Raw genomic sequence first — 22,842 nt, forward strand, 5'->3', positions numbered from 1 at the left:
TCCTGCCGTACGGGCGGGCGTGTGTCAGCGCGGGGCGGGGCGCAGCAGGCGTACCCGGCCGGCGACCTGGGCCGCGACGGCGCCGCCGGTCCGGGCGACGGCCGGCAGGCGGCGTGGCCGGGGCGGGCGGCGACCGTCGTAGCGGTTCGCGGCCTCGCGGACGGCCAGCTCCTCCGCGCCCAGCGGCGGCAGCGCGCCCCGGTCGCGCAGCTCCCGCGCCAGGTCCCAGCCGTCTCGCAGCGAACCGTTCGTGGGCCGGCCGTCGGCCCAGCTGAGGAACGCGGCCGGCCAGTCGTTGCCGAGGCCGACGGCGAGCAGCGGCCAGTGCCGGGCCACGTCGCCGGCCCGTTTGCGCAGCAGCGCGCGGCGGGCCGCCTCGACCGGCGCCGGCGCGAAGCCGGGCGGCAGCGGTCCACCGGCGACGAGGGCGGTGACGAGCGCGGCCTGCCGCGCCGCGAGGTCCCCGCTCACGTGACCACCGGGTGGCCGGCGGCGGTGGCGAGCGCGTCCAGCTCCGCGCGCAGCTCGGCGGCGGGCGGGTAGTGCCCGTCGCGTTCCAGCAGCAGCGCCGGCGGCCGGCGCCGACGGCACAGGTCCCGCACCAGGTCGAGGACGGCGGCGGGCACCGGGTCGGTGTGCGTGTCGTGGTAGAAGCCGCCGTGTTCGGCGCCGCCGGCCACGTGCACGTAGGCGATCCGCTCCAGCGGCAGCCGGTCCAGCAGCGCGGTCGGGTCGCCGCCCTGGTTGCGGGCGTTGGCGTGCACGTTGGCGACGTCGAGCAGCAGCAGCGCGTCGGTGGCGTCGAGGATCTCGGTGAGGAAGTCCGCCTCGTCCAGTTCGTCGTCGGGCCAGTCGAAGAGCGCGGCGATCGGTTCCAACGCCAGCGGCACGGGCAGCTCCGCCCGGGTGCGCCGCACGTTCGCCACCACCGCGGCGACCGCCTCCCGGCTGCGCGGCAACGGCAGCAGGTGCCCGGCCTCCAGACCGCCGGCCCGCACGAACGCGATGTGCTCGCTGACCAGTGGCGCGTCCAGCGCCGCGGCCACGCCGGCCAGGTGCGTGACCCGGGCCGCGTCGACCGGCTCCGCGCCGCCGAGGGACAACCGCACCCCGTGGGGTACGACCTCGACGCCGCGGTCGCGCAGCTCGGTCAGGCCGTCCGGCAGCGGCCCGGTCGGGCTGACCGCCTCGGCGACCACCTCGACGAAGCGCAGCCCGGGCAGCCCGGCCACGAAACCGGCGATCTCGGGCCGCCAGCCGATGCCGACGCCGCTCGGCCCGCTCATCCGCCGCACCCACCGCCACCTCCGCAGCCTCCACCGCCGCCGCAGGAACTGCCCCCGCCGCAGGAGCCGCTGCTGCCGGCCGTGGCACCTCCACCGCAGCCACTGCCGCCGGAGCTGGAGCCGCTGGCGGAGTTCATCGCCTGCCGTTGGATCTCGGCCTGCTCGGCGAATCCCGGGTCCATGGTCCAGAGCGTGGCGGTGCCGAACAGGGCCACGCCCAGCGCCACCTCGCTCGGACCGTACGTGGTGTAGGCGGGCGTGGCGGCCGGGCGCAGCCAGTTGTGCCGGCGGCGCATGGCGGCGAGCGCGGCGGTGGCCGCCCGGGTGTGCCGGGGAACCCGGTTGAGCCACGCGAACGCGAGGCCGATGGGGACGATGCTGAGCAGCAGCCAGCCGGTGGGACGGCCGTTGACGAGCCCGGCGACGCTGCGCGCGATGCCGAGCACCAGCAGGGCGCCGACCAGCAGCGCCGCGCGTCGCAGCGTGCGGCGCCGCTCCTCGTCCAGTGCCAGCCCTCGGCGCACCAGTCCGTCGCGCAGTTCGTCGAGGGCGCGCCGGACCCACTCGTCGTGGACCAGGTCCCGGGTGCGCAGATGGCGACGGGCGGCCTGGTGGACGGCCTGGTCCAGCGGGGTCAGCCCGACCGGCAGCGGGTCGGTGCCGCTGAGCCGCCGGTCGGGGCGCACCCCGACCAGGCCGGCCCGGCGCAGGCCGCCGAGCGCGGTCCAGACCGCGAGCTGGTCCCCGCCGTTGAGGTACGCCACCTGCTGCGGCCCCAGGTCGTCCTGACGGGACACCGGCGTGCCGGCCAGCACGCGGTGCCGGTGGATCGTCGTGCCGACGACCAGGACGACGGCGGTCAGCAGGTACCAGCGCAGGAAGGTGGGGCCGGGGACGCCCCAGGTGTCGGCCGCGAGGACGCTCGTCAGCATGGTCTGCTCCTGTCGCGAGGGGTCGCGCGCTCATTGTGGAGCAGGTACGCCAGTGCCGGTCCCGGGCCGCCGGCCAGTTACCGGACCGAAACCGGCGCCGCGGTCAGTGCCGGCGCACGGCCTCCTCGACCAGGTCGAGCACCCGGCCCAGGTCGCCCGCCGGGCGGCCCATCGCCAGGTGCAGCACGAGCCCGTCGTACGCCAGTTCCAGGAACTGGGCCAGTACGTCGATCGGTACGTCGTCGCGGAGCACGCCGGCCTCGCGCTGGCGCAGCAGACGCTCCCGGGTCGCCTCGGCGATGGCCGCGGAGCGTTCGGCCCAGCGCTTGGCGAAGGCCGGGTCGGTGCGCAGCCGGCGGGACACCTCCAGCTGGCTGCCGAGCCAGCCCGTGGTGTCCGGGGAGACGGCCCGGGCGAGCAGGTCCCGCATCACCTGGACGAGGCCGTTGCGCGCCACGGTTTCCACCATCGTGGCGGCGTCGTCCTCGGCGACGGCGAGGAAGAGGGAGTCCTTGTCGCGGAAGTGGTGGAAGATCGCGCCCCGGGACAGGCCGGTGGCTTCTTCCAGCCGGCGGACCGTGGCGCCCTCGTAGCCGTGTCGGGCGAAACACGCCCGGGCGGCGGTGAGGATTTCCTGCCGCCGCGCGTCGAGCTGGTCCTGGCTTACTCTGGGCACGGGTTCGATCGTTGCAGGTGGACCCGGTCGACGCAAACCGTACGTACGGCTTGGGATGCGGTTCCGCATGATCGTCCGACCCCGACGCGATGGTTAGGATCGGGCGGTGACCCCGGACGCGCCCCTCCCCGCCCACTCGCTCACCGTGGCCACCGTCCAGGCCGACCCGGCCCCCGGCGACGTGGCCGGCAACGCCCGTGCCGCCGCCCGCCTCGTGGGCCGGGCCGGCGGCGCGCGCCTCGTCGTGCTGCCCGAGCTGTTCCTGCCCGCGTACCATCTGCCGGCGCTGCGCGCGGACCCGGCCGGCACGGACGTCGCCGCCGACCCCGACGGCCTTGTGGCCGATCCCCGGCTGGACCCGCTGCGCGCCGCCGCCGCCGACACCGGCGCGGCCGTGCTGGTCGGCGCGGCGGTCCGCCACCCCGACCGGCGGCGCACCATCTCCGCGCTTGTCGTCGACCCGTCCGGCACGGTCACCGTCGGGTACGACAAGCAGCAGCTCTGGAGCGGCGAGCGCGACCTGTTCGACGCCGGCCGGCGGGGTGCCACGCTGCTTGTCGACGAGTGGCGGTTCGGCCTCGGCATCTGCTACGACGGTTGCTTCCCCGAGCACGCCCGCGCCGCGGCGGCCGACGGCGTCCACGGCTACCTCTGCCCGAGCGGCTACCTTACCGGCTCGGCGCACCGCCGTGACCTCTACTACGCCGCCCGCGCGTTGGACAACACCATGTACGTGGTGTTCGCCAACGCGGTCGACGGCGCGGACCCCTGGCGGTTCAACGGTGGCGCGGCGATCTACGATCCGGAGGGCCGGCCGCTGGTGCGGGGCGCCGACACCGGTGAGGACGTGCTGGTGGCCACGCTCGACCCGGCGGCGCTGGCCGCCACCCGCGCGGCGCACACCATGCTGCGCGACCGGCCGTCGCACTCCGGAACGTCCCGCGCCACACTCGCCGCCTGACCGTACGCCGAGGGGTCCGCCCTCTGTCGGTGTTCCCGCCGTTACCGTAGGGTGCCCAAGTGTCGTTGCTCCTGCTGGATCTGGACAACACCCTGCTGGACCGCGACGGGCCGTTCCGCGCCTGGGGAGCACGCTTCCTGGAGGGCATCGGTGCGCCGCCCGCCGACCTGGACTGGCTGGTGTCCGTCGACGCGGACGGGCTGACCAACAGGTGGGACGTGGCGGATGCGATCCGTGCTCGCTACGGGCTGCGGATTCCCTCGATCGACCTGGTCGACGCGCTGCACGACGGCCTGCTGGCGCACATCCGACTGGACCCGCTGGTGGCGTGCGCGTTGCGGATCGCCGCCGACGCGGGCCGGGTGCCGGTGGTGGTGACCAACGGCGCGGCACGCCAGCAGGAAGCCAAGATCCGCAGGACCGGCCTGGACCGGTACGTGGCCGACTGGGTGATCTCCGAGGAGGCCGGCGTCAGCAAGCCGAACCCGCGGATCTTCGCGCTCGCCGCCCAGCGGGTCCGGATGCCGTTGCGTGGCGCGTGGGTGGTCGGCGACAGCCCGGAGGCGGACATCGGCGGCGCGACGGCGGTGGGTCTGCCCAGCGTCTGGCTGCACCGGGGGCGGCGCTGGTCGGACCCGCGGTTCGCGCCGACCCGGGTGGAGGACGGGCTGATCGCCGCCGTGGCGGCGGTGCTGGCCGGCTGACCGGCGCTGCGGCGGTGCACCGCGGCGGTGGCGCGGTGGCGGAAAATCCGTTGACGCACCCGGTGGCGACGCACGAGCATGGTGCCGCGCGAGGGCGCAGCCGGGTTGGCCCGGTCGAGGAGGGGAGGTCGGTCATGGCCGTTTTCGCAGGGTCGTACCACCTGCCCCCATCAGCCTCGATCAAAGGACAGATCCACCCGTGCGCGAACAGGACCTCCCGGCGCCGCAGCGCCGTGGCCGCGGCAGGAGCCGCTTCGACGACGACGAGCCCGACTTCCTGAAGCGGGGGCGGCCCATCCGGCCGACCCTCGCCGAACCCGACGCCGACCCCGACGCCGAGGACAGCTGGTCCTCCTGGGACGGGGCGGTGCACGGCCCGCAGCCGCATCCGCCCTGGCTGGTCACCGAGCTGGCCGCCCGGGACACCGAGCTCGGCGTGCTCAAGACCGGCAAGGAGGCGGACGTCCACCTGGTCCGCCGGGCCGTGCCGGGCACCGACCAGGGCTGCCTGCTGGCGGCCAAACGCTACCGGGACGCCCAGCACCGGCTGTTCCACCGTGATGCCGGCTATCTCGAAGGGCGGCGGGTGCGCCGGTCGCGGGAGATGCGGGCGATGGCCGGCCGCACCGCGTTCGGCCGGCAGATGATCGCCGGGCAGTGGGCGGCGGCCGAGTTCGACGCGCTGTCACGGCTGTGGGAGATGGGGGCGGCCTCCGGCCGGATCGCCGTGCCCTACCCGGTGCAGCTGCTCGGCACCGAGCTGATGCTGGAGTTCGTCGGCGACGCCGGGGCGGGGGAGGCCGCGCCGCGGCTGGCCCAGGTCCGGCCCGCCGCCGCCGAGTTGCGCGACCTGTGGCAGCAGGCGGTCGACGCCCTGGTCGTGCTGGCCCGGGCCGGGTACGCCCACGGCGACCTGTCCCCGTACAACCTGTTGGTGCATGCGGGCCGGCTGGTGGTGATCGACCTGCCGCAGGTGGTCGACGTGGTGGCCAACCCGCAGGGGGCCGAGTTCCTGGCCCGCGACGTGCGGGTGGTGGCGGCGTGGTTCACCGCCCGGGGGTTGCCCGCCGCCGAGGCCGATCCGCAGGCGTTGACCGAGTCGCTGCTGCGGGAGGCGGGAATCCGCTGATCAACCGTGTCCCGGGCGGAGCCGATCCGCCCGGGACACGGCCCGGGTCACTGAAGGTAGCGCTCGACCTCCGGCCGCGGGCGCTCACCCTGGGCGTCCGGGTCGCCGTTCGCCTGGCGGGCCGCCCGTCGGCGGCGCAGCAGGTCCCAGCACTGGTCCAGCGACTCCTCCAGCGCGCGCAGTCGCTCCCGGGCCTCGTCGTCGGTGCCGGCCTCGTGCTGCTGCGCGTCGCCGCGCAACCGGTGCTCCTCGTCGACGAGTTCGGAGATCCGGCTCAGGATGGTCTTGTCGTCCATTCCCGAAGCTTGGCACAGCGGACGCCTCCGCGCCCCCGTTCTGCCAGCGCGGGCCGCCCGTCGGCCCGACGTGTCGATCATGGCCGCGCGCCGCCCCACTGTGTACGGGCGTGACACATATCCCAGCAACTCCATTCTCGACAAAGAGATTGTTGTTACGTGAAATGTATTCCCAGACGCCTTTTGATCTGCGGCTCATGATGGCATGCTCGCGGGCAACGGTCACGGGTCGAGGCGGAGTCGCGACCCTGAGCAACCCGAGGGAGCGTTCAGGTGCAGCAGGAACCCACGGTCACACCGAGGCCCACCGGCGGCCTCCGTACGGTGCCGCTGCGGCAGATCCTGCCTGCCGTGCTCCGCGACCCCGCCCAGGCGCTGATCGACGTGGGTAACCGCACCGAGGGGGAGCTGGTCCGCCTCAACCTCGGCTCGTTCCGTCCGTACCTGGTCACCCATCCGCGGCACGTGCAGCACGTCCTGCGCGACCGGGCGGACAACTACGAACGGGCCGGCGACGGGCTGTTCTGGCGCCCGGTCAAGCGGCTGTTCGGGGAGGGGATCCTCGGCGAGGGACAGGTCTGGTCGGCGAGCCGGCGGATGCTCCAGCCCATGTTCACCGCCAAGCGGGTCGATGCGCTGATCGACGGCATGGCCGACGCGATCCGTGACGCGGTCGACGAACTGGACGAGCCGGCCCGCACCGGCCGGACCGTCGACATCGGGGTGGAGCAGTCCCGCATCGTCAGCCGGGCGATCATGAAGGTGCTCTTCGCCGACCGCATCTCGGTGCCCGACGCGATGCGGGTGATCGACGCGCAGGACCGCATCGCCACCGCCGTCATCCCCCGGATCATCGTGCCGTTCGCGCCGCTGTCCCTGCCGATGCCGGGCGACCGCACGTTCCGGCGTGCGGTGCAGGTCGTCGACGACGTGCTGGTGCCGGTCGTCCGGCAGACCCGCGACGCCGCCGACGAGGGCGACGACGTCATCTCCACCCTCTGGCGGGCCCGCACCGACGACGGGCGGCAGCTCGACGAACGGCAGGTCCGCAACGACACCGTGGCCATGTTCGCCGCCACCACCGAGACGACGATCAACGTGCTCACCTGGGCCTGGCCGCACCTGGAGCAGCACCCGGAGGTGGCCGAGCGGCTCTACGCCGAGATCGACGAGGTGGTCGGCGGCGGGCCGGTACGCCGGGAGCACCTCAACCGGCTCACGTACACCCGGATGGTGCTGGACGAGCTGCTGCGGCTCTATCCGATCGGCTGGATCATCCCGCGCCGCGCGGTCGCCGAGGACGTCATCGACGGTGTGCCGATCGAGGCGGGCGCCACCATGGCGGTCAGCCCGCTGATCACCCAACGGATGCGGCAGTTCTGGGACCGCCCGGACGAGTTCGACCCGGAGCGGTTCCGGCCGGAGCAGGTCCGCACCCGGCACCGGTACGCCCACTTCCCGTTCGGCGGCGGCCCGCACCAGTGCCTCGGCATGTACCTGTTCTATCTGGAGGCACAGCTCATCCTCGCCACCATGCTCAGCCGCTACCGGTTCCGGCTGCACCGCCCCGGGGTGCCGGGGCTGCGGCTGGCCGCGGCGCTGCGACCCCGCGAACGGGTGGAGTTGACACTCGTCGCCGCCGGGCGGGCGGAGTCGGCATGACCGGCGGGCTGACCCCGGACCCGCTGGCCGCCGCCGCCGAACAGGGCCGGGTGTGCGCGCTCGCCGCGCAGGGCCAGCGTGGCCTGCGCAGGGCCGCCGCCGCGCACCCCGACCTGTTTCCCGGTGATCCGTTCGACGCCACGCTGTTCAGCAGCATCGCGCTGGCGATGGCGTTCAGCGCGCCCTGGCACACCGCCGCCGAGCTGGCCGTGACCAACCGGGCGGTGCTGTGGGGGTTCGCCGTGGACTGGCTCGTCGACCACCAGGCGGACAGCCGGGCGGAGGTGGACCGGGTCACCCGGACCTGCCTGGACGTGCTCGACGGCGCGGACCCCGGCGACCCGCTGGGCCGGTTCCTCGCCGAGCTGCGCGACGACGTCGCCGCCGCCCCCGGCTACGCCGCGCTGGGTGGCCGGTGGCGGGCCGCGACGGAACGCATGCTCGACGCGATGACCCGGGAGTGGACCTGGCGGCACACCGGCCGTCCCACCCTCACCGACTATCTGGCCAACGCCGACAACCTCGCCGCCACGGTGGTCAACGTGGCCCACTGGATCCACACCGGCTCGGTGTCCACAGGTGACGAGCTGGACCGGCTGATCCAGGTCAGCGACGAGGTGCAGCGGGCGCTGCGGCTGGTCAACGATCTCGGCACGCACCGCCGCGACGCCGAGTCGGGCGACCTGAACGCGTTGCTGCTCGTGGACGACCCGGCCGAGGTGGAGCGGCGGTTCGCCGAGCAGGTCGAGCACTGCCGGGTGCTGCTGGCGAAACTGGCCGGCGAGGTGCCCCGGGAGGCCGACTTCCTGTCCCGGCAGCTCGGCTTCACCTCCGGCTTCTACCGGCACACCGACTTCTGGGGGGTGCGGTGACCCTCACCGCCCGATCGGCGCCGGCCACCCGGACCGGGCCCGTGCGTGACCTCGTCGGGTCGCTGGCGGGTGAGCCGGCGGGCCAGACGTCGCCGTCGGTCTACGAGACCGCCCGGCTGGTGGCCCTGGCCCCCTGGCTCGTCGGCCACGACCTGCGTGTGGCCTGGCTGCTCGACCGGCAGCGCCCGGACGGCGGCTGGGGCGGCCCCGGCGGGTACGCCCTGGTGCCGACGCTGAGCGCGGTCGAGGCGCTGCTCGGCGTGCTGCGCCGGGAGGGGCCGTCCGCCGGGTGCGTCGCCGCCGCCGACCGGGGCCTGAGGTTCCTGACCGCCGCGCTGCGCGACGAGGCCGCGCCGGACCTGCCGGCCACCGACCTGATCGTGCCGGCGCTGCGTGCGGCGGTGGACCGGCACCTGGACGGCCCGGCCGGGCCGCCGCCCGGGCTGGCCGGGTGGGCGGGCCGGCCCCGCCTGCCGCTGCCGGCCGGTCTGGACCCGACCCGGCTGACCCGGGTACGCGGACTGCTGGCCACCGGTGGGCCGGTGCCGGAGAAGCTGGCGCACGCCCTTGAGGTGGCCGGTGACCTGGCGTACCGCGCGGCGGGTGTGCGTCCCTCGGCCAGCGGCGCGGTGGGTGCCTCCCCGGCCGCGACGGCGGCGTGGTTGGGTCGCCCGGAGCCCGGGCCGGCCCTGGACTACCTGCGCGCGGTGGGCCGCTCCGGTCCGGTGCCCTGTGCCAGTCCGATCACCGTCTTCGAGCGGGCCTGGGTGCTCGCGATCCTGGTGCGGGCCGGTTTTCCGCTCGACGTGCCGGCGCCGGTGCTGGCCGAGTTGGCCGGGGCCGTGGGTCCGTCCGGCGCGGCCACCGCTCCCGGCCTGCCGGCCGACGCCGACACCACCTCGGTGGCGCTCTACGCGCTGGCCCGGCTGGGCCGCTCACCCGGCGTCGCGTCGCTGTCCGTGTTCGACACCGGCGGGCACTTCTGCACCTGGCCGGGGGAGGACGGGGCGTCGCTGACCACGAACGCGCACGTGCTCGACGCCCTCGGCGAGCACCCGAGCCGACCGGGGGTGACCGGCGTGCGGCGGCGGGTCGCCGAGTGGCTGGTGGGGCGGCAGGAGCCGGACGGGCGGTGGGACGACCGCTGGCACGCCTCGGCGTACTACGCGACGTACGCGGTGCTGCTGGCCCTGGCCGACCACGCGCCGGACGGCACGGCCCGGGCCGCGGTGGAGCGGGGGGTCGCGTGGCTGCTGGACACCCAGCGCCCGGACGGCGACTGGGGGCGGTGGCGCGGCACCGCGGAGGAGACCGGGTACGCCGTGCTGGCGCTGACCGGCGCGGGCCGCCCGGGGGACGCGCGGGTCGCGGCGGCGTTGGCCCGGGCGCGCCGCCGACTGTCCGAGCTGGACGAAAGCGACGACGGGCCGGAGCTGTGGCACGACAAGGATCTCTATCGGCCGACGCGGATCGTGCGCGCCGCGTTGCTGGCGGCGTCCGGTCGCGCCGCCGTCGGTGCGGGGCGGGCCGTACCGGGCATGATCAGGATCGCTTGAATGAGGCTCGTGACGGCTGCTAGCGTGCGCCGGAGTCGATCGGATGTCGGACCGACCGAAGACCGGGCCAGGACGGTGTGATGGGTTCCCGCAGTACGAATCTCCGTACGAAGATCATCGCGCTTCTGGCGTCGCTGACCGCGCTCTGGGCGTTCGCGGCCTGGGTGACCGTACGGGACGGGTTCAACCTGCTCGGCGTGCAGGCGCTCAACGCGCGGGTCTTCGAACCCAGCGATCCGCTGTTGCAGGAGTTGCAGGCCGAGCGGCGGCTGTCGCTGCGCTATCTGGGCGACTCGGAACCGGGACGGCTGCAGGAACTGGAGGCCCAGCGTGGTCGCACCGACGCCAAGGCCGGCGCGCTGTGGCGCTCGGTCGACGACTGGCGCACCGAGGTTCCGGCCAGCCGCGAGTTGATGGGGCGGCTCGGTGAGCTGAAGGCTGAGTTGGACCAGCTCCGCGAGGTACGGGCCGAGGTGGGCCGCAAGACCATCGACCGGACCGCCACCCTCACCGCCTACGACGAGGCGGTCGACGCGATCTTCGCCGTCTTCGACTCGCTCAGCGGCCTCGACGACGAGGAGATCGCCCGGGACACCGCCGCGCTCATCGACCTCAACCGCTCCCGGGAACTGCTGTCCCAACAGGACGCCCTGCTGACCGGTGCGATCGCGGCCAACCGGATCACCGTCGCCGAGCAGACCACGTTCGCCCGGCTGGTCGGCGCGCAGTGGTTCCTCGCCGACCGCACCGTCCGGGAACTCTCCGCCGCCGACCGGGCCCGCTACCAGCGGATGGTCGACGGCGAGGCGTTCGGGCAACTGCGTGCCCTGCAGGACCGGGTACTCGTGGCCAAGGGTTCCGACGTGCGCCCGCCGGTCACCGCCGAGGCCTGGCGGGCCGCCGCCGACCGCGCGATGGCCGACCTGCGGGGGGCGATCCTGGCCGGTGGCGAGGACATCGTGACCCGGGCCACCCCGGTCGCGGTGGGTGTCATCGTGCGGCTGGTGCTGGCCGCCGGTCTCGGACTGCTCGCCGTCATCGCCTCGGTGGTCGTCTCGATCACCACGGCGCGGGCGCTGGTCCGCCAGCTCGAACGGCTGCGCGAGGCGGCCTTCCAACTGGCTCACGAGCGGCTGCCCAGCGTGGTGGAGCGGCTGGGTCGGGGCGAGGAGGTGGACGTCGCCCGGGAGGCGCCGCCGTTGCAGTTCGGCGACGACGAGATCGGTCAGGTGGGCAAGGCGTTCAACGTCGTGCAGGAGACCGCCGTCCGCACCGCCGTCGAGCAGGCCGAACTGCGCCGCAGCGTACGGGACGTCTTCCTCAGCCTGGCCCGGCGCACCCAGGCGCTCGTGCACCGCCAGTTGACCCTGCTCGACGCGATGGAACGTCGGGAGCACGACGCCGAGGAGCTGGAGGACCTGTTCCGGGTCGACCACCTGGCCACCCGGATGCGGCGTAACGCGGAGAACCTCATCGTGCTCTCCGGTTCGACCCCGGGCCGGGCCTGGCGGCGCAGCGTGCCGATGGTCGACGTGGTGCGCGGCGCGGTCGCCGAGGTGGAGGACTACACCCGGGTCACCGTGCGCCCGCTCGGCCCGGTGTCGCTGACCGGCCGGTCCGTCGGTGACGTGATCCACCTGCTGGCCGAGCTGATCGAGAACGGACTCTCCTTCTCGCCGCCGCAGACCACGGTGGAGGTCCGCGGTCAGCTCGTGGCCAACGGGTTCGCGATCGAGATCGAGGACCGGGGCCTCGGCATGAGTGCCGACGAGATGGCCGCCGCGAACGCGCGCATCGTCGACCGGTCCGAGTTGAACCTGGCCGACGCCGCCCGGCTCGGCCTGTTCGTGGTCAGCCGGCTCACCGAGCGGCACGGTGTGAAGGTGCAGCTCCGGGAGTCCGCGTACGGCGGGACGACCGCGGTGGTGCTGATTCCCCGGGAACTGATCAGCACCACCGGCGACGACCCGCGTCCCGCGGCCGTCCCGGCCGTCCCGAGCATGCCACCGGCGCCCGAGCCGGACAGCGCGCCGGTCGACGCGCAGCCCGAGGCCGCCACCGTGCCGGCCGGTGTGGACCGGCGGGCCGGGTCGGACGAGCCGGACGAGCCGGCCCTGCCGGAGCCGGTGACGCGGGCACCCCGGCTGACCCCGTCCGGGTTGCCGGCGCGCACCCGCAGGCGGCAACCCGCGGTGGGCGGACCGACCACGGAACTGGCCGTGGTGGAGCGCCGCTCGGCGGCGACCACGGCCGACCCGGAGACGCCGTCGGCACCCGAGCAGGCGGCCCCGACTCCGACTCCGGCCCCGACTTCGACTTCGACTTCGACTCCGGCTCCGGCTCCGGCTCCGGCTCCGGCTCCGGGGGAGCCTGAGGCCGAGCCGGTGACGGACGCCGGGCTGCCCGTGCGGGTGCGCCAGGCCAGCATCGCGCCCGGCCTGCGCAACGATCCGTCCGCCGTGGACGAGGAGGACACCGACGGGACCACGCGCGCACCGGAGCAGGTGCGCCGGATGATGAGCTCCTACCAGAGCGGCACCCGCCGCGGCCGTACCGACGCCGCGCGGTTGCTGGGCGGGGCGCGCGGGGCCGGCGACGAGCCGGTCGACGCGGACGAGCAGGCTACCTGACCGGGCCGCCCGTGCGGCGGATCCGGGACGAGAACGGCACACCAGCCGGGAAGAAGAGGACGACGAGTGGCGCAGAAGACGGCTTCGAGTGCGGATCTGGCGTGGCTGCTGGATGACCTGGTCGGCCGGGTCAAGCAGGCGGAGCACGCCGTGGCGCTCTCCACCGACGGACTGCTGATGGCCTCGTCGCGCGGATTGAGCCGCGACGACGGCGAGCACCTGGCGGCCATGGCGGCGGGCATTCAGAGCCTCGCCCGGGGCGCGGGCAAGCGGTTCGGCGGTGGTCATGTGCAGCAGACCATCATCGAGATGCAGTCCTCCTTCCTGTTCGTCACCGCGGCGGGCCGAAACGCCTGCCTGGCGGTGCTCGCCTCAGAGGACGCGGATGTCGGCCTGATCGCGTACGAGATGGCGATGCTCGTCACCCGGGTCGGCCGGTTCGTCGCGTCACCGACCCGGGAACAGCCCCTCGGCGAGAACGCAGCGCGATGACCGGCCGGGGGGAGTCCGCGGAGCAGGAGTGGGTGGACGACCACGCCGGCCCGGTGGTCCGCCCGTACGCGGTGACCGGCGGCCGGGCCCGACCGGTGACCGGCACGTTCGACCTGATCTCCCTGGTCATGGCGACCCGGCCGGATGTGGGGTCGGAATCCGGGCTCGGCCCGGAGCACGTGGCGATCGTCGGCCTCTGTCAGCGGATCCTCTCCGTCGCCGAGATCGCCGCCCATCTCGACCTGCCGGTGGGCACGGTCCGGGTTCTCCTGGGAGACCTGGCAGCCCGCAGCCTGGTTCAGGTACGCGAGCCGCGCGCAACCGCCGCCGGCCTTCCCGACGAGCACGTTTTCGAGGCGGTAATCAATGGACTACGGGCGCTCTGAGCGGCCGGCGGATGCGGCGCCGCTGCCCACCGCGATCAAGATTCTGATCGCCGGTGGGTTCGGCGTGGGCAAGACCACCATGGTGGGCGCGGTCAGTGAGACAAAGCCGCTGCGCACCGAGGAGGTGCTGACAGAGACCGGGATCGGCATCGACGATCTGTCCGGTGTGGAGGAGAAGTCCACCACCACCGTGGCGATGGACTTCGGCCGCATCACCATCAGCGACGACCTGGTGCTCTATCTGTTCGGCACCCCTGGGCAGGACCGGTTCTGGTTCGTCTGGGACGAGTTGGCGCTGGGCGCGCTCGGCGCGGTGGTGCTGGCCGACACCCGCCGGCTGGCCGACTGCTTCCCGTCGATCGACTACTTCGAGGGGCGGGGCACGCCGTTCGTGGTGGCGGTCAACTGCTTCGAGGGCGCCAAGAAGTTCCGGCTGGACGAGGTGCAGGCGGCGCTCGACCTGGACCCGGGCGTGCCGGTGGTGCTGTGTGACGCGCGGCAGCGGGAGTCGGCCAAGGAGGTGCTGATCACCCTGTTGGAGCACGCCATGAAGCTGCGCGAGGCACGTCGGCGGGCTGCCGAGGACTGATCCGCGGCACCGTCGGCGGGGCGGTGGGAACCGGATCACCATGACAGTCTGTGCGTCATGACCGAGCTGGATGTCCGGGCCATGACCCCGGAGGAGTTCGACGGCTGGCAGGCCGAGCTGGCCGCCGGCTACGCCCAGGAGCACGTCACGGCCGGCAACTGGCCGGCCGACGAGGCGCTCGCCCGGGCCCGGCGGGCCATCGCCGTCCAACTGCCGGACGGCACGGCCACCCCGGGCGAGCTCCTCCTGGTCGGCGTGCTGCCCGACGGGTCGCCGATCGGCCGTCTGTGGATCAGCCTGACGCATCCGCGGGGTCTCGCCAACTGCGCCCACCTGCAGGACATCGCGGTGGTCGCCGACCGCCGCGGCCAGGGCCTGGGCCGGGCGTTGCTCGCGGCGGGGGAGCGGGTGGCCCGGGAGCGGGGCGCCCACGCTCTTGAGCTGAACGTGTTCGGCGCCAACGAGACGGCGGCGCGGCTCTACCGGACGTCCGGCTACCGGGTGGTCACCCAGCAGATGCGCAAGGACCTGCTGGCCTAAGGGCCGGGCTCAGAGGCGGGTGGCGGTCCGGACCAGGCCGGCGACCGCCCGGGACCGGCTGTGCGGCGGCCACGCGATCACCGTGGTCACCGAGGGCGCGTCCGGCACGGGCACGGTGGCCACGTCCGGCCGCAGGAGGGACCGGGCGGACTCCGGGAGCACCACCGCGGTACGCCCGAGTGCGACCAGTTGGAGCAACTGGGCATGGTCCCGGACCTCGGGGCCGGGACCGGGCGGATACGACCCGTCGGCCCGGGGCCAGCGTGGCATCGGCAGGTCGGGCAGCGTCTCCACCTCGGACATCCGCAGGTGCGGCCGCTGGGTCAGCGGATGCCCGGCCGGCAGGATCGCCACCTGCTGCTCGGTGACCAGTTCCTCGATGTCCAACCCGGTCGTCGAGTCGAACGGCAGGTGCAGCAGCGCCACGTCGGCCCGCCCGTCGCGCAGCAGCCGTTCCTGCTCGCCGATGCCGCACAGCAGCACCTCGACGGCGACCGCGTCCGGCTCGGCGGCGTACGCGTCCAGCAGCTTCGGCAGCAGCTCGCTCGACGCACCCGCCTTCGTCGCCAGCACCAGCCCCGCGCCGCCGTTCGCGGCCCGGCCGGCACGGCGGGTACGGCGGTCGGCGGCGTCCACGGCGTCCAGGGCGGCCCTGCCCTCCCGAAGCAGCACCGACCCGGCCGGGGTCAGCGAGACGCGGCGGCTGTTCCGTTCCAGCAGGGTCACGCCGAGACGTCGTTCGAGCTGCCGGATCGCCCGCGACAGCGGCGGCTGGGCGATGCCGAGGCGCTGCGCGGCGTGGCCGAAGTGCAGTTCCTCGGCCACCGCCACGAAGTAACGCAACTCGCGGGTCTCCACCCGGCCACCGTACCCCCGGCGATACCGCCCGGGTATCGCACGCTACCGAAGCGGTGTTGGAGGCCGGTACGCCGCGCGGACAGGATCGGGGCATGAGCGAACGAACCGTCGCGCTGGTGACCGGCGCGAACAAGGGAATCGGGTACGAGATCGCGGCCGGCCTGGGTGCGCTGGGCTGGCGGGTGGGGGTGGGCGCGCGGGACGGGCGGCGCCGTGAGGAGGCGGTGGCGAAGCTGCGTACGGGCGGCGTGGACGCGTTCGGCGTACCGCTTGACGTGACCGACGACGCGAGCGTGAGCGCCGCCGCCCGGCTGCTGGAGGCGGAGGCCGGCGGCCTGGACGTGCTGGTGAACAACGCGGGCGTGACCGGCGGCGGACAACAGCGCCCCGGTGACGTCGATCTGGCGACCGTGCGGACGGCCGTGGAGGTCAACGTGATCGGCGTCGTGCGGGTCACCGAGGCGATGCTGCCGTTGCTGCGCCGCTCGGCGTCGCCGCGGATCGTCAACATGTCAAGCGGTGTCGGCTCGCTCGCCCGGCAGAGCGCCTCGGCCGGCGAGCACGAGACCGGGCCGCTGGCCGTGGCGTACTCGCCGTCCAAGACGATGCTCAACGCGGTGACCATCCAGTACGCCCGCGCGCTCGCCGACACGAACATCCTGATCAACGCCGCCTGCCCGGGCTTCACCGCGACCGACCTGAACGGTTTCCGGGGCGTGCGGACCCCGCAGCAGGGCGCGGCGATCGCGATCCGACTGGCCACGCTGCCGGATGGCGGGCCGACCGGCGGCTACTTCGAGGACGCGGGCGTCATCCCCTGGTGAGGCGGCTCGTCAGCACCAGATGATCGGGTTTCCGGTGGACACCGCGGCCTCGCACAGCCGGCGCAGCGGCTCCACGACGTAGGCGAAGTCGTCGCCCGACCGGCTGCGGGTCCGCACGGCGAGCCGTTCGGGCGGCGGCTCGCCGTGCTCGCCCACCGGCCGCATCGCCAGCACCGTCCGCGTCCCGCCGGTGGTGAACTCCACCCGGTGATCGGGCAGCGGCCGTTGGGTGAACCGGACGGCCCGGAACAGCGTGACCGGCGGGTCGGCGCGGTCGAGGACGAAGAAGCCGTCCGGGTCGACACCGGCCTGCACGTCGGGGCCGAAGATGAACACCCCGTCATAGACCTCGACGTATTGCATCAGCACCCGGCCGGTCGCCTCGTCGATCAGCTCCACCTCGTCCGCGATCCGGCTGGTGTGCCGGAACCTGTCCAGCTCGGCGAGTGCGACGGCCGCCCGCTCGGCCGTCAGCCACCCGCCGTTGACGTTCGGCAGCGCGGCGGCGAGCGTCGGGAACCGCTCCGCGCCGGCCGTGCGCAGTGCCTGCTGGAACAGCCGTACGCCGGCCCAGTTGGACACGTGCTCGCTCACCTGTTCCATGCGTTCGTGCGGGCAGGACCGGGCGAGCCAGACGTCGAAGGCCTTGTGTGCCGCCCGGTTGCCCTCCCAGGGCTGCAACAACGCGAGCCAGCCGTCCTCGTCGTAGCCGACCGGGCCGACCGGGCACGGCGTGGCGAGGCGGTCCTGCCAGCACCGGCAGTACACGAACGCGTCGAGGCCCACGCCGGCACGCTACCGGCGCCCGGCCGGCGGCGCGCAGCGGTTTTCGGCGGCTCAGTTGACGGTCAGCAGCACCGCCTCGCCACGCGCCGCCGCGTTGCGGTAGAAGGTGCGCAGCTCGTGGTAGTGCGGCAGGAGGTAGTCGTCGAACTCGACGTCACCGTCCTCCCAGACATGCGGGTAGACCTCGGCCTCCCCCAGGGCGGCCGGGTCGTAGCGGGCACGCAGCGTCGTCTCGTCCATCGAGTCGAGCGCGGCGGCCACCCGCGCGACGAGCTTCGGTTCGAGCAGGCGGGCCGGGCCCATCCCGAGGTCGGGGCCGATCGGGTCACCCCCGAGGATCGCCTCTCCGGGGCCCTCGGGGATCTCGTGGGCGCTGCCGGTCAGCAGGTAGTGCAACCCGTGCCACGCCTTGTCGAGGTCGACGCTGCCGGCGGGCTCGGGCCCCGTCGGTTCGGTGTCGAGCACCGCGATGACCGTGTCCGGGTCGGCCTGCACCGCCGCCAGTTCCTCGCCGGACAGCCGGCGCCCCGAGAAGATCATGCCCACGTTGTCGCTCCTCAGAGTGTGTGCCTGAATCGGCGGAAGCGTAGCGTGGTCGTGCGACAGGCAGCCATCATCGACCGATGACGAGGGAGTCCCGGCATCGGGCCGTCCACACAGAATGCCCGGTGGCCGGTGTCGACGCCTTCGTCGCCGACCCGGCGAACCTGCCCGCTGGGCGCCGGGCCTCGGCGGCCCGGCGTTCCGGTCAGACGACCAGCACGGCATGGCGTGGCTGCTGGGTCTGTGCACGCGGCGGTAGCGTGCGGGTCGATAAACGTCTATGCGATCTGTCGGCGCACCCACGACAACTGTTAGTGAGAGCGGCATGAAGAAGCGCGGAGTGGTTCGAACGCTGGGGGTCCTTCTTGGCGCATCCGTGATGGTCGGCATAGCAGTTCGTGCAGCCGATCCGCTCCTTTGGGCACTCGTGGGGCTCGGTCTGACGGGTCTGCTCCTGCTGTTGATCAGCCCGCTTCCTGGACATCCGCACGAGTAGGCCGGGCGTGGCGGTCTCGCCGGTTGAGACCGACGTGATCACCGCGGGTGGCAGCGCGGCTGACGTTCGCGCCGGTCGAACGACTACAGCGGGTTCGACCACGAGGTGCGGACCCCGTCCGGCGAGACGGTGTACGCACCGTTTCGACCCCCGGCGAGGTCGCGCAGGTGCGCGAGCGGCAGGTGCGGCGGTCGCCACTCCAGGAACATGGCCGTGGCGTCGTCGTCGAGCTGCTCGTCCTGGTACGTCAGCACGGCGCGCACCAGGCGACGCATCGTCTCCGGGCTGGGCAGGGCGTCGTTGAGGGCACGGCCGACGAAGTCGACGAGCCGGTCCACCCCGAACCGCTCCCCGTCGCCCCCACGCGCATCGGTGATGCCGTCGGTGTAGGCCAGGATGCGGTCACCCGGATGCAACTCCTCCTCGTGCACGGTGGGGCCGGCGCTCCTCAGGTTGCCCAGGCCGAGCGGCAGGGCGGTCGGACCCGGCAGCTCCCGGATGGCCTTGCCGTCGCGCAGCAGCAGGGCCCTCGGGTGCCCGGCATTGATCGTCTTGAGCCGGCCGGTGCGCCGGTCCAGCTCGGCGAGCAGTGCCGTCGCGAAGTAGCCGGGGTGCTCGGAGCGTAACCACTTGTCGATGCTCTTCGCCGTGTCGGTCAGATCGAGGCCGGACCGGCGCGCGTTGCGGTACGCGCTGACCGCCAGCGAGGCCAGGGCGCTGGCCTTGATGCCGTGCCCGCAGGTGTCGAAGAGCCCGACGCTGAGCACGTCACCGTTCAGGGCGTAGTCGAAGACGTCCCCGCCGACGTCGTAGCACGGTTCGAGGATGGCGGTGACCACCAGTTCGTCGGTCGCGAAGGTCAGCGGCGGCAGCAGACCCCAGACGATCTCGGCGGCGACCTGCATCGGCAGCCGCCGCCGCATCCGCTCCACGACGTCGCCGTAGAGCCGGCGGTTGACCAGGAGCTGGGCGATGGTGACCGCCAGCTCCCAGGCGGGCGCGTCGATCGCGGCGTCACCGGCGGCCGGCGACACGATCTCCAGCACCCCCAGCCGTTCACATCCCAGCAGCAGGGGCACCCAGAGACGGTCCGGGTTGTCGGCGGCGCGCTGCACGTCGAGGCTGGTGAACGCCCGCCCGGCCAGCGTCGTCTCGATAGTCTGCTGGTCGCGGGCGAGGCCCGCGCCGAGCAGTGGCACCAGGCAGGACTGTGTGTAGTCGGCCAGGTAGATCACCATCTCGGAGGCGCCGACCGACGGCGCTGCACGCATCACGAGCAGGGACAGCTCGTCCGGCCCGCCCCGGGGTGCGTTGAGCTGGAGCCAGCGCGACACCTCACCCGCGTCGACCACGCGCACCTCCCGTTTCACCCTCACGGTAGAAGGCCGGCGGCGAACTGCCAACGCGGACAGGCCGCACGGGACGAGCGACTCCTCGGCCAGAATCCGACGGCTCGGGAAACTGGTCGGAAAATTTCACGCCACGATCATCTACTGTAGACAAATTTCATGCCCTTCGATAATCTCCGGCAATGATGGTTGCCTATCGGGGAGGCTTCATGCGGCACACCCGGCACCAGCTCATGCTTAGCTGCGCACTGGCGGCGATCGGTGCCACGGCCCTCACGCCGGCACCGGCCGCACACCGCACCGCACCGCACTGACCGCGAAACTCCTTCAACTGCTGGCCGGCCGGACTGCGGACGCGCATCCCACCGGCTCGGCGTTCCTCGCCCGCCCCGGAGCCACGGGCTGACGTCGCCTTCGACGGTGCGGCGTCGTTCGATGACCTGCCGCCGCCTCACCACTGGTGAGCGGAAACGAGAAGGTCGTGTTCACCACGCCCGGCACCTACCCCTCCACCGGCGTCAACGGGCCCATCAACGGCTGGTGCTGACCACAGCCCTCCGCGGACCGCACCGAACCCCATGTAGATGAAAGGAATTCGATGAGATCCTTCCGCATGCGCGGGACGCTCGTCACCGTCGCAGCCACCGCTCTGGCCGCGACCACGCTGATAGTGGCACCTGCCGCGGCGGCGCCCGCCGGCGACCTCTCCGCCCAGGCGAGTTCCTCCAGCTTCCCGCTGGGCGACCCGGACACCCTCCGGGCGAGGAACGGCTCGTACGTCACGTATGGCACCACCGTCCCCGACGGGAAGGGTGATCGCTGCGGCGCGACCGGAAAGCTGCACGTGCCCGTCCTCGTCCACGGCTCCGGCAACGACGTGGGCATGGCGAACTGCGCCTCCCACGACGCACTTCCGTCCGGTCCGGGCAGCTGGGCCGACCCCGACGACCCGGTCTGGGCGCCGGGGGTCGCGCGCTTCGGCAAGCGGTTCTTCATGTTCTACACGGCCTCCCGGAAGGGCACCGGCCAGAAGTGCATCGGGCGGGCCACCTCCCGCCGCGCCACGGGCCCGTTCCGCAACCAGGGCATTTGGGCCTGCCCGGCCAGGGGCTGGGTGATCGACGCCAATCCCTTCGTCGCGGGCGGGAAACTGTACGTGACCTACCGGGACGACAGCATCACGTCGGGCCTGGAAACCGGCATCTCCACGGTCCGGACCGATGGCGAGGGCCGTGCGATCTGGGGCACCCGGCGGACCATGCTCAAGAGCACCGACATCACCTGGGACACCAAGAAGATCAGTGGTGGTACCCACGTGATCGAAAACCCGTCGATGTGGAAGTCCAACGGCAAGTGGTACCTGATGTACTCGGGCAACAACTGGAACAGCCCTCGGTACGCGACAGGTATCGCGGTCTGCGGCACCACCCCGTTGCCCAGTTCCCGCTGCAACCCCATTCGTAAGGGCGTCGCCCGCCCCTACTTCGGCTTCACCGGGGACACCGGGCTCAACCCCTTCCGGGGCCTGCCCGGCGACCACCAGGGCCCCGGCGGGATGGACGTCTTCCGCGCCGCGGACGGCAGCCCTCGCGTGGTCTGGCACTGGTGGGACGGCGGAACCCAGCGGTTCCCCATGACCGGCGTGCTGACCCGCCCTACCGGTGGCTTCGTCGTTTCGTAGCCGCCGACCCCACCCGCTCGGGCTGTGACCGAGCGGGCAGCCACACCTACCGACCAGAGAGGATCCGATGAATTCGATTAGCAGACGGCAGGCCCTCGGCCTTGCCGGCGGCGTCGCCCTCGCCGGTGCCGCCGGCGCTCTCACCCTCCCCGCGGCAGCCAGCGCGGCGGGCGACTGGCGCAGACTCCCCGTCATCACCGCCAACATCGGCCGTGACGTGCCTCGCGACGTCCGCACGAGGGCGATCCGGCGCGTCCGGCACGCGCTCGACCGGCGACCGCTCGTCGGCTGGCAGGAGATCGGTGAGGGCGACGGGGACAAAGCCGAAAGGAAGGCCATCGCTTCTCAATTCGACGAGGGCTATCGCAACGTCCATATGTTCGACGAGGCATTTCGGGTCCCGATCTCCGTGCCGACGGCCTACAACGTGGATCGTAGAAAAATCGTAAAAGTCCATGGTGCGTTCCCGGAGGGGCCCCGCGCCGATTGGATTACGCCGCCCCGCTACATCTCCGAGGTCATCCTGTCCGCCAAGAATGACCCGGAGCTCAAGTTCGCCTTCCTCAACACCCACTTCATCGCCAAAGCCTTTAACGGCGAAGTCGATTCTTTCGAGGATGATCGTCTACGCCTATGGCGCGAGCACTTCAGGACGCTTCGGAGTCGGATCAACCGCCGGTTGGAGCAGGGCTACCCGGTGATCTGGACTGGCGACACCAACAATCCGAACATGGAGAAGCTGCACGACGACGAAGAGCGGGCCTTCGCCAACGGCCTCGACCAGATTCGCTGGATCGAGGGCAGTAGCGGCGTCGAGATCGAGCGGGTCACAACGTCCGAAATCCCGCTGGGCATCGACATCCACGAGGCCCGCGTGGCGATCCTCAAACTTCGCCGGACCTGATCGACCGACCGCGCCCGGCGTCCCGACAGGCGCCGGGCGCGGTTGCGTGCCCATCCGTCGCCCGCCGGCGGGAGCGCGGCTGAACTACCCCCGGGGCCGCCGGCGTGTCGGCGCATCCACCACCGTGGCGTGAGCGTCGGACAACCGTGCCATCATCGGCGGGTGGCTACCGAGTCCCGGCACCTCAGCGTCCACATCGACCGCCCGGTCGTGGAGGTCTACGCCTTCGTCGCCGACCCGGCGAACCTGCCCCGCTGGGCGCCGGGCCTGGGCGGCCCGGTGGTCCGGGAAGACGGCCACTGGTTCGTCGACACGCCGCAGGGGCGGGCGCGGCTGACGTTCGCGCCGGCAAACGACTTCGGCGTGCTCGACCACGAGGTGCGGACCCCGTCCGGTGAGACGGTGTACGTGCCGTTGCGCGCCATCGTCGACGGCGACGCCACCGAGGTGGTGTTCAGCCTGCGGCGGATGCCGGGGATGAGCGACGCGGACTTCGATCGGGACACCGCGCTGGTGGAGGCCGACCTGGCCCGGCTCCGGACCGTGCTGGAGTCGACCGACGCCTGACTGCCTAGTTGGTGATCGACTCGCTGGAGGTCAGTGATCTGTGAAGGCTAGAGGGTACTTCATCTCAATAGCATCGGGATTGGTCGCTATGGCCATTTGGTCCCTGCTGACCCGGTCGCTCTC

General features: G+C 73.0%; 24 protein-coding genes. 15 read left to right on the plus strand and 9 right to left on the minus strand.

Annotated features, from left to right (window positions below; genetic code table 11):
- Window positions 1–24: 24 nt before the first annotated feature.
- The 4 genes from ACLQ2X_RS19980 to ACLQ2X_RS19995 all read right to left on the minus strand — a co-directional run bounded on the left by ACLQ2X_RS19980 (window position 25) and on the right by ACLQ2X_RS19995 (window position 2,894).
- Window positions 25–471, minus strand: a complete 447-nt coding sequence (locus tag ACLQ2X_RS19980) for a hypothetical protein (RefSeq protein ID WP_425682572.1) — start codon at window positions 469–471, stop codon at window positions 25–27.
- On the minus strand, window positions 468–1,286 hold the full coding sequence (locus ACLQ2X_RS19985; protein WP_425682573.1) for a DUF692 domain-containing protein: 819 nt from the start codon (window positions 1,284–1,286) through the stop codon (window positions 468–470). The genes ACLQ2X_RS19980 and ACLQ2X_RS19985 overlap by 4 nt, the downstream gene beginning before the upstream one ends.
- The gene (locus ACLQ2X_RS19990; RefSeq protein ID WP_425682574.1) at window positions 1,283–2,218 is read right to left on the minus strand and encodes a TIGR04222 domain-containing membrane protein; all 936 of its coding nucleotides are present in this window, start codon (window positions 2,216–2,218) and stop codon (window positions 1,283–1,285) included. The genes ACLQ2X_RS19985 and ACLQ2X_RS19990 overlap by 4 nt, the downstream gene beginning before the upstream one ends.
- 103 nt (window positions 2,219–2,321) lie before the next feature.
- Window positions 2,322–2,894 (minus strand): TetR/AcrR family transcriptional regulator, encoded by a 573-nt coding sequence (locus ACLQ2X_RS19995; protein ID WP_425682575.1) that lies wholly within the window; start codon window positions 2,892–2,894, stop codon window positions 2,322–2,324.
- A gap of 106 nt (window positions 2,895–3,000) precedes the next feature.
- Between ACLQ2X_RS19995 and ACLQ2X_RS20000 the strand changes: the two genes are divergently transcribed.
- The 3 genes from ACLQ2X_RS20000 to ACLQ2X_RS20010 all read left to right on the plus strand — a co-directional run bounded on the left by ACLQ2X_RS20000 (window position 3,001) and on the right by ACLQ2X_RS20010 (window position 5,688).
- Window positions 3,001–3,855 (plus strand): carbon-nitrogen hydrolase family protein, encoded by an 855-nt coding sequence (locus ACLQ2X_RS20000; protein ID WP_425682576.1) that lies wholly within the window; start codon window positions 3,001–3,003, stop codon window positions 3,853–3,855.
- A 59-nt stretch (window positions 3,856–3,914) separates the two neighbouring features.
- Complete coding sequence (locus tag ACLQ2X_RS20005) at window positions 3,915–4,559, plus strand: HAD family hydrolase (RefSeq protein ID WP_425682577.1); 645 nt, start codon at window positions 3,915–3,917, stop codon at window positions 4,557–4,559.
- A gap of 199 nt (window positions 4,560–4,758) precedes the next feature.
- Window positions 4,759–5,688, plus strand: coding sequence for a serine protein kinase RIO (locus ACLQ2X_RS20010; protein WP_425682578.1), 930 nt, complete (start codon window positions 4,759–4,761; stop codon window positions 5,686–5,688).
- Between the two features lie 47 nt (window positions 5,689–5,735).
- Here ACLQ2X_RS20010 and ACLQ2X_RS20015 read toward each other — a convergent pair whose 3' ends face one another.
- Window positions 5,736–5,984 (minus strand): DUF2630 family protein, encoded by a 249-nt coding sequence (locus ACLQ2X_RS20015; protein WP_425682579.1) that lies wholly within the window; start codon window positions 5,982–5,984, stop codon window positions 5,736–5,738.
- 324 nt (window positions 5,985–6,308) lie between these two features.
- Here ACLQ2X_RS20015 and ACLQ2X_RS20020 point away from each other — a divergent pair, with 324 nt between their 5' ends.
- The 8 genes from ACLQ2X_RS20020 (at window position 6,309) to ACLQ2X_RS20055 (ending at window position 14,711) form a co-directional block, all read left to right on the plus strand.
- Complete coding sequence (locus ACLQ2X_RS20020; RefSeq protein WP_425682680.1) at window positions 6,309–7,646, plus strand: cytochrome P450; 1,338 nt, start codon at window positions 6,309–6,311, stop codon at window positions 7,644–7,646.
- The gene (locus tag ACLQ2X_RS20025) at window positions 7,643–8,518 is read left to right on the plus strand and encodes a terpene synthase family protein (RefSeq protein ID WP_425682580.1); all 876 of its coding nucleotides are present in this window, start codon (window positions 7,643–7,645) and stop codon (window positions 8,516–8,518) included. The genes ACLQ2X_RS20020 and ACLQ2X_RS20025 overlap by 4 nt, the downstream gene beginning before the upstream one ends.
- Window positions 8,515–10,074 (plus strand): prenyltransferase, encoded by a 1,560-nt coding sequence (locus tag ACLQ2X_RS20030; RefSeq protein WP_425682581.1) that lies wholly within the window; start codon window positions 8,515–8,517, stop codon window positions 10,072–10,074. Before ACLQ2X_RS20025 ends, ACLQ2X_RS20030 begins: the two co-directional genes overlap by 4 nt.
- 80 nt (window positions 10,075–10,154) lie before the next feature.
- On the plus strand, window positions 10,155–12,704 hold the full coding sequence (locus ACLQ2X_RS20035; protein WP_425682582.1) for a sensor histidine kinase: 2,550 nt from the start codon (window positions 10,155–10,157) through the stop codon (window positions 12,702–12,704).
- A 66-nt stretch (window positions 12,705–12,770) separates the two neighbouring features.
- Window positions 12,771–13,196, plus strand: coding sequence for a roadblock/LC7 domain-containing protein (locus tag ACLQ2X_RS20040; RefSeq protein WP_425682583.1), 426 nt, complete (start codon window positions 12,771–12,773; stop codon window positions 13,194–13,196).
- Complete coding sequence (locus ACLQ2X_RS20045; protein ID WP_425682584.1) at window positions 13,193–13,582, plus strand: DUF742 domain-containing protein; 390 nt, start codon at window positions 13,193–13,195, stop codon at window positions 13,580–13,582. The genes ACLQ2X_RS20040 and ACLQ2X_RS20045 overlap by 4 nt, the downstream gene beginning before the upstream one ends.
- A complete protein-coding gene (locus ACLQ2X_RS20050; protein ID WP_425682585.1) occupies window positions 13,563–14,171 on the plus strand; it encodes a GTP-binding protein in 609 nt (202 codons plus the stop codon). Before ACLQ2X_RS20045 ends, ACLQ2X_RS20050 begins: the two co-directional genes overlap by 20 nt.
- A gap of 57 nt (window positions 14,172–14,228) precedes the next feature.
- On the plus strand, window positions 14,229–14,711 hold the full coding sequence (locus tag ACLQ2X_RS20055; RefSeq protein WP_425682586.1) for a GNAT family N-acetyltransferase: 483 nt from the start codon (window positions 14,229–14,231) through the stop codon (window positions 14,709–14,711).
- Between the two features lie 9 nt (window positions 14,712–14,720).
- On the opposite strand, the gene ACLQ2X_RS20060 is transcribed toward ACLQ2X_RS20055, so the two are convergent.
- Window positions 14,721–15,569 (minus strand): LysR family transcriptional regulator, encoded by an 849-nt coding sequence (locus ACLQ2X_RS20060; RefSeq protein WP_425682587.1) that lies wholly within the window; start codon window positions 15,567–15,569, stop codon window positions 14,721–14,723.
- Between the two features lie 92 nt (window positions 15,570–15,661).
- Here ACLQ2X_RS20060 and ACLQ2X_RS20065 point away from each other — a divergent pair, with 92 nt between their 5' ends.
- Complete coding sequence (locus ACLQ2X_RS20065) at window positions 15,662–16,393, plus strand: SDR family NAD(P)-dependent oxidoreductase (RefSeq protein WP_425682588.1); 732 nt, start codon at window positions 15,662–15,664, stop codon at window positions 16,391–16,393.
- Between the two features lie 9 nt (window positions 16,394–16,402).
- Here the strand turns inward: ACLQ2X_RS20065 and ACLQ2X_RS20070 are convergent, their stop codons facing one another.
- From ACLQ2X_RS20070 to ACLQ2X_RS20080, 3 genes are all read right to left on the minus strand, one after another.
- The gene (locus tag ACLQ2X_RS20070) at window positions 16,403–17,179 is read right to left on the minus strand and encodes a hypothetical protein (protein WP_425682589.1); all 777 of its coding nucleotides are present in this window, start codon (window positions 17,177–17,179) and stop codon (window positions 16,403–16,405) included.
- Between the two features lie 51 nt (window positions 17,180–17,230).
- Window positions 17,231–17,719 (minus strand): YfbM family protein, encoded by a 489-nt coding sequence (locus ACLQ2X_RS20075; protein WP_425682681.1) that lies wholly within the window; start codon window positions 17,717–17,719, stop codon window positions 17,231–17,233.
- A 582-nt stretch (window positions 17,720–18,301) separates the two neighbouring features.
- Window positions 18,302–19,588, minus strand: coding sequence for a PP2C family protein-serine/threonine phosphatase (locus ACLQ2X_RS20080; RefSeq protein WP_425682590.1), 1,287 nt, complete (start codon window positions 19,586–19,588; stop codon window positions 18,302–18,304).
- 577 nt (window positions 19,589–20,165) lie between these two features.
- On the opposite strand from ACLQ2X_RS20080, the gene ACLQ2X_RS20085 reads away from it, so the two are divergent.
- The 3 genes from ACLQ2X_RS20085 to ACLQ2X_RS20095 all read left to right on the plus strand — a co-directional run bounded on the left by ACLQ2X_RS20085 (window position 20,166) and on the right by ACLQ2X_RS20095 (window position 22,719).
- Window positions 20,166–21,248 (plus strand): family 43 glycosylhydrolase, encoded by a 1,083-nt coding sequence (locus ACLQ2X_RS20085; protein ID WP_425682591.1) that lies wholly within the window; start codon window positions 20,166–20,168, stop codon window positions 21,246–21,248.
- A 67-nt stretch (window positions 21,249–21,315) separates the two neighbouring features.
- A complete protein-coding gene (locus ACLQ2X_RS20090) occupies window positions 21,316–22,152 on the plus strand; it encodes a hypothetical protein (protein ID WP_425682592.1) in 837 nt (278 codons plus the stop codon).
- A gap of 162 nt (window positions 22,153–22,314) precedes the next feature.
- Window positions 22,315–22,719, plus strand: a complete 405-nt coding sequence (locus ACLQ2X_RS20095; protein WP_425682593.1) for an SRPBCC family protein — start codon at window positions 22,315–22,317, stop codon at window positions 22,717–22,719.
- The last annotated feature ends 123 nt before the right edge of the window (window positions 22,720–22,842 follow it).

The sequence above is a fragment of the Micromonospora sp. DT31 genome (assembly GCF_049841795.1).
Lineage (GTDB): Bacteria > Actinomycetota > Actinomycetes > Mycobacteriales > Micromonosporaceae > Micromonospora.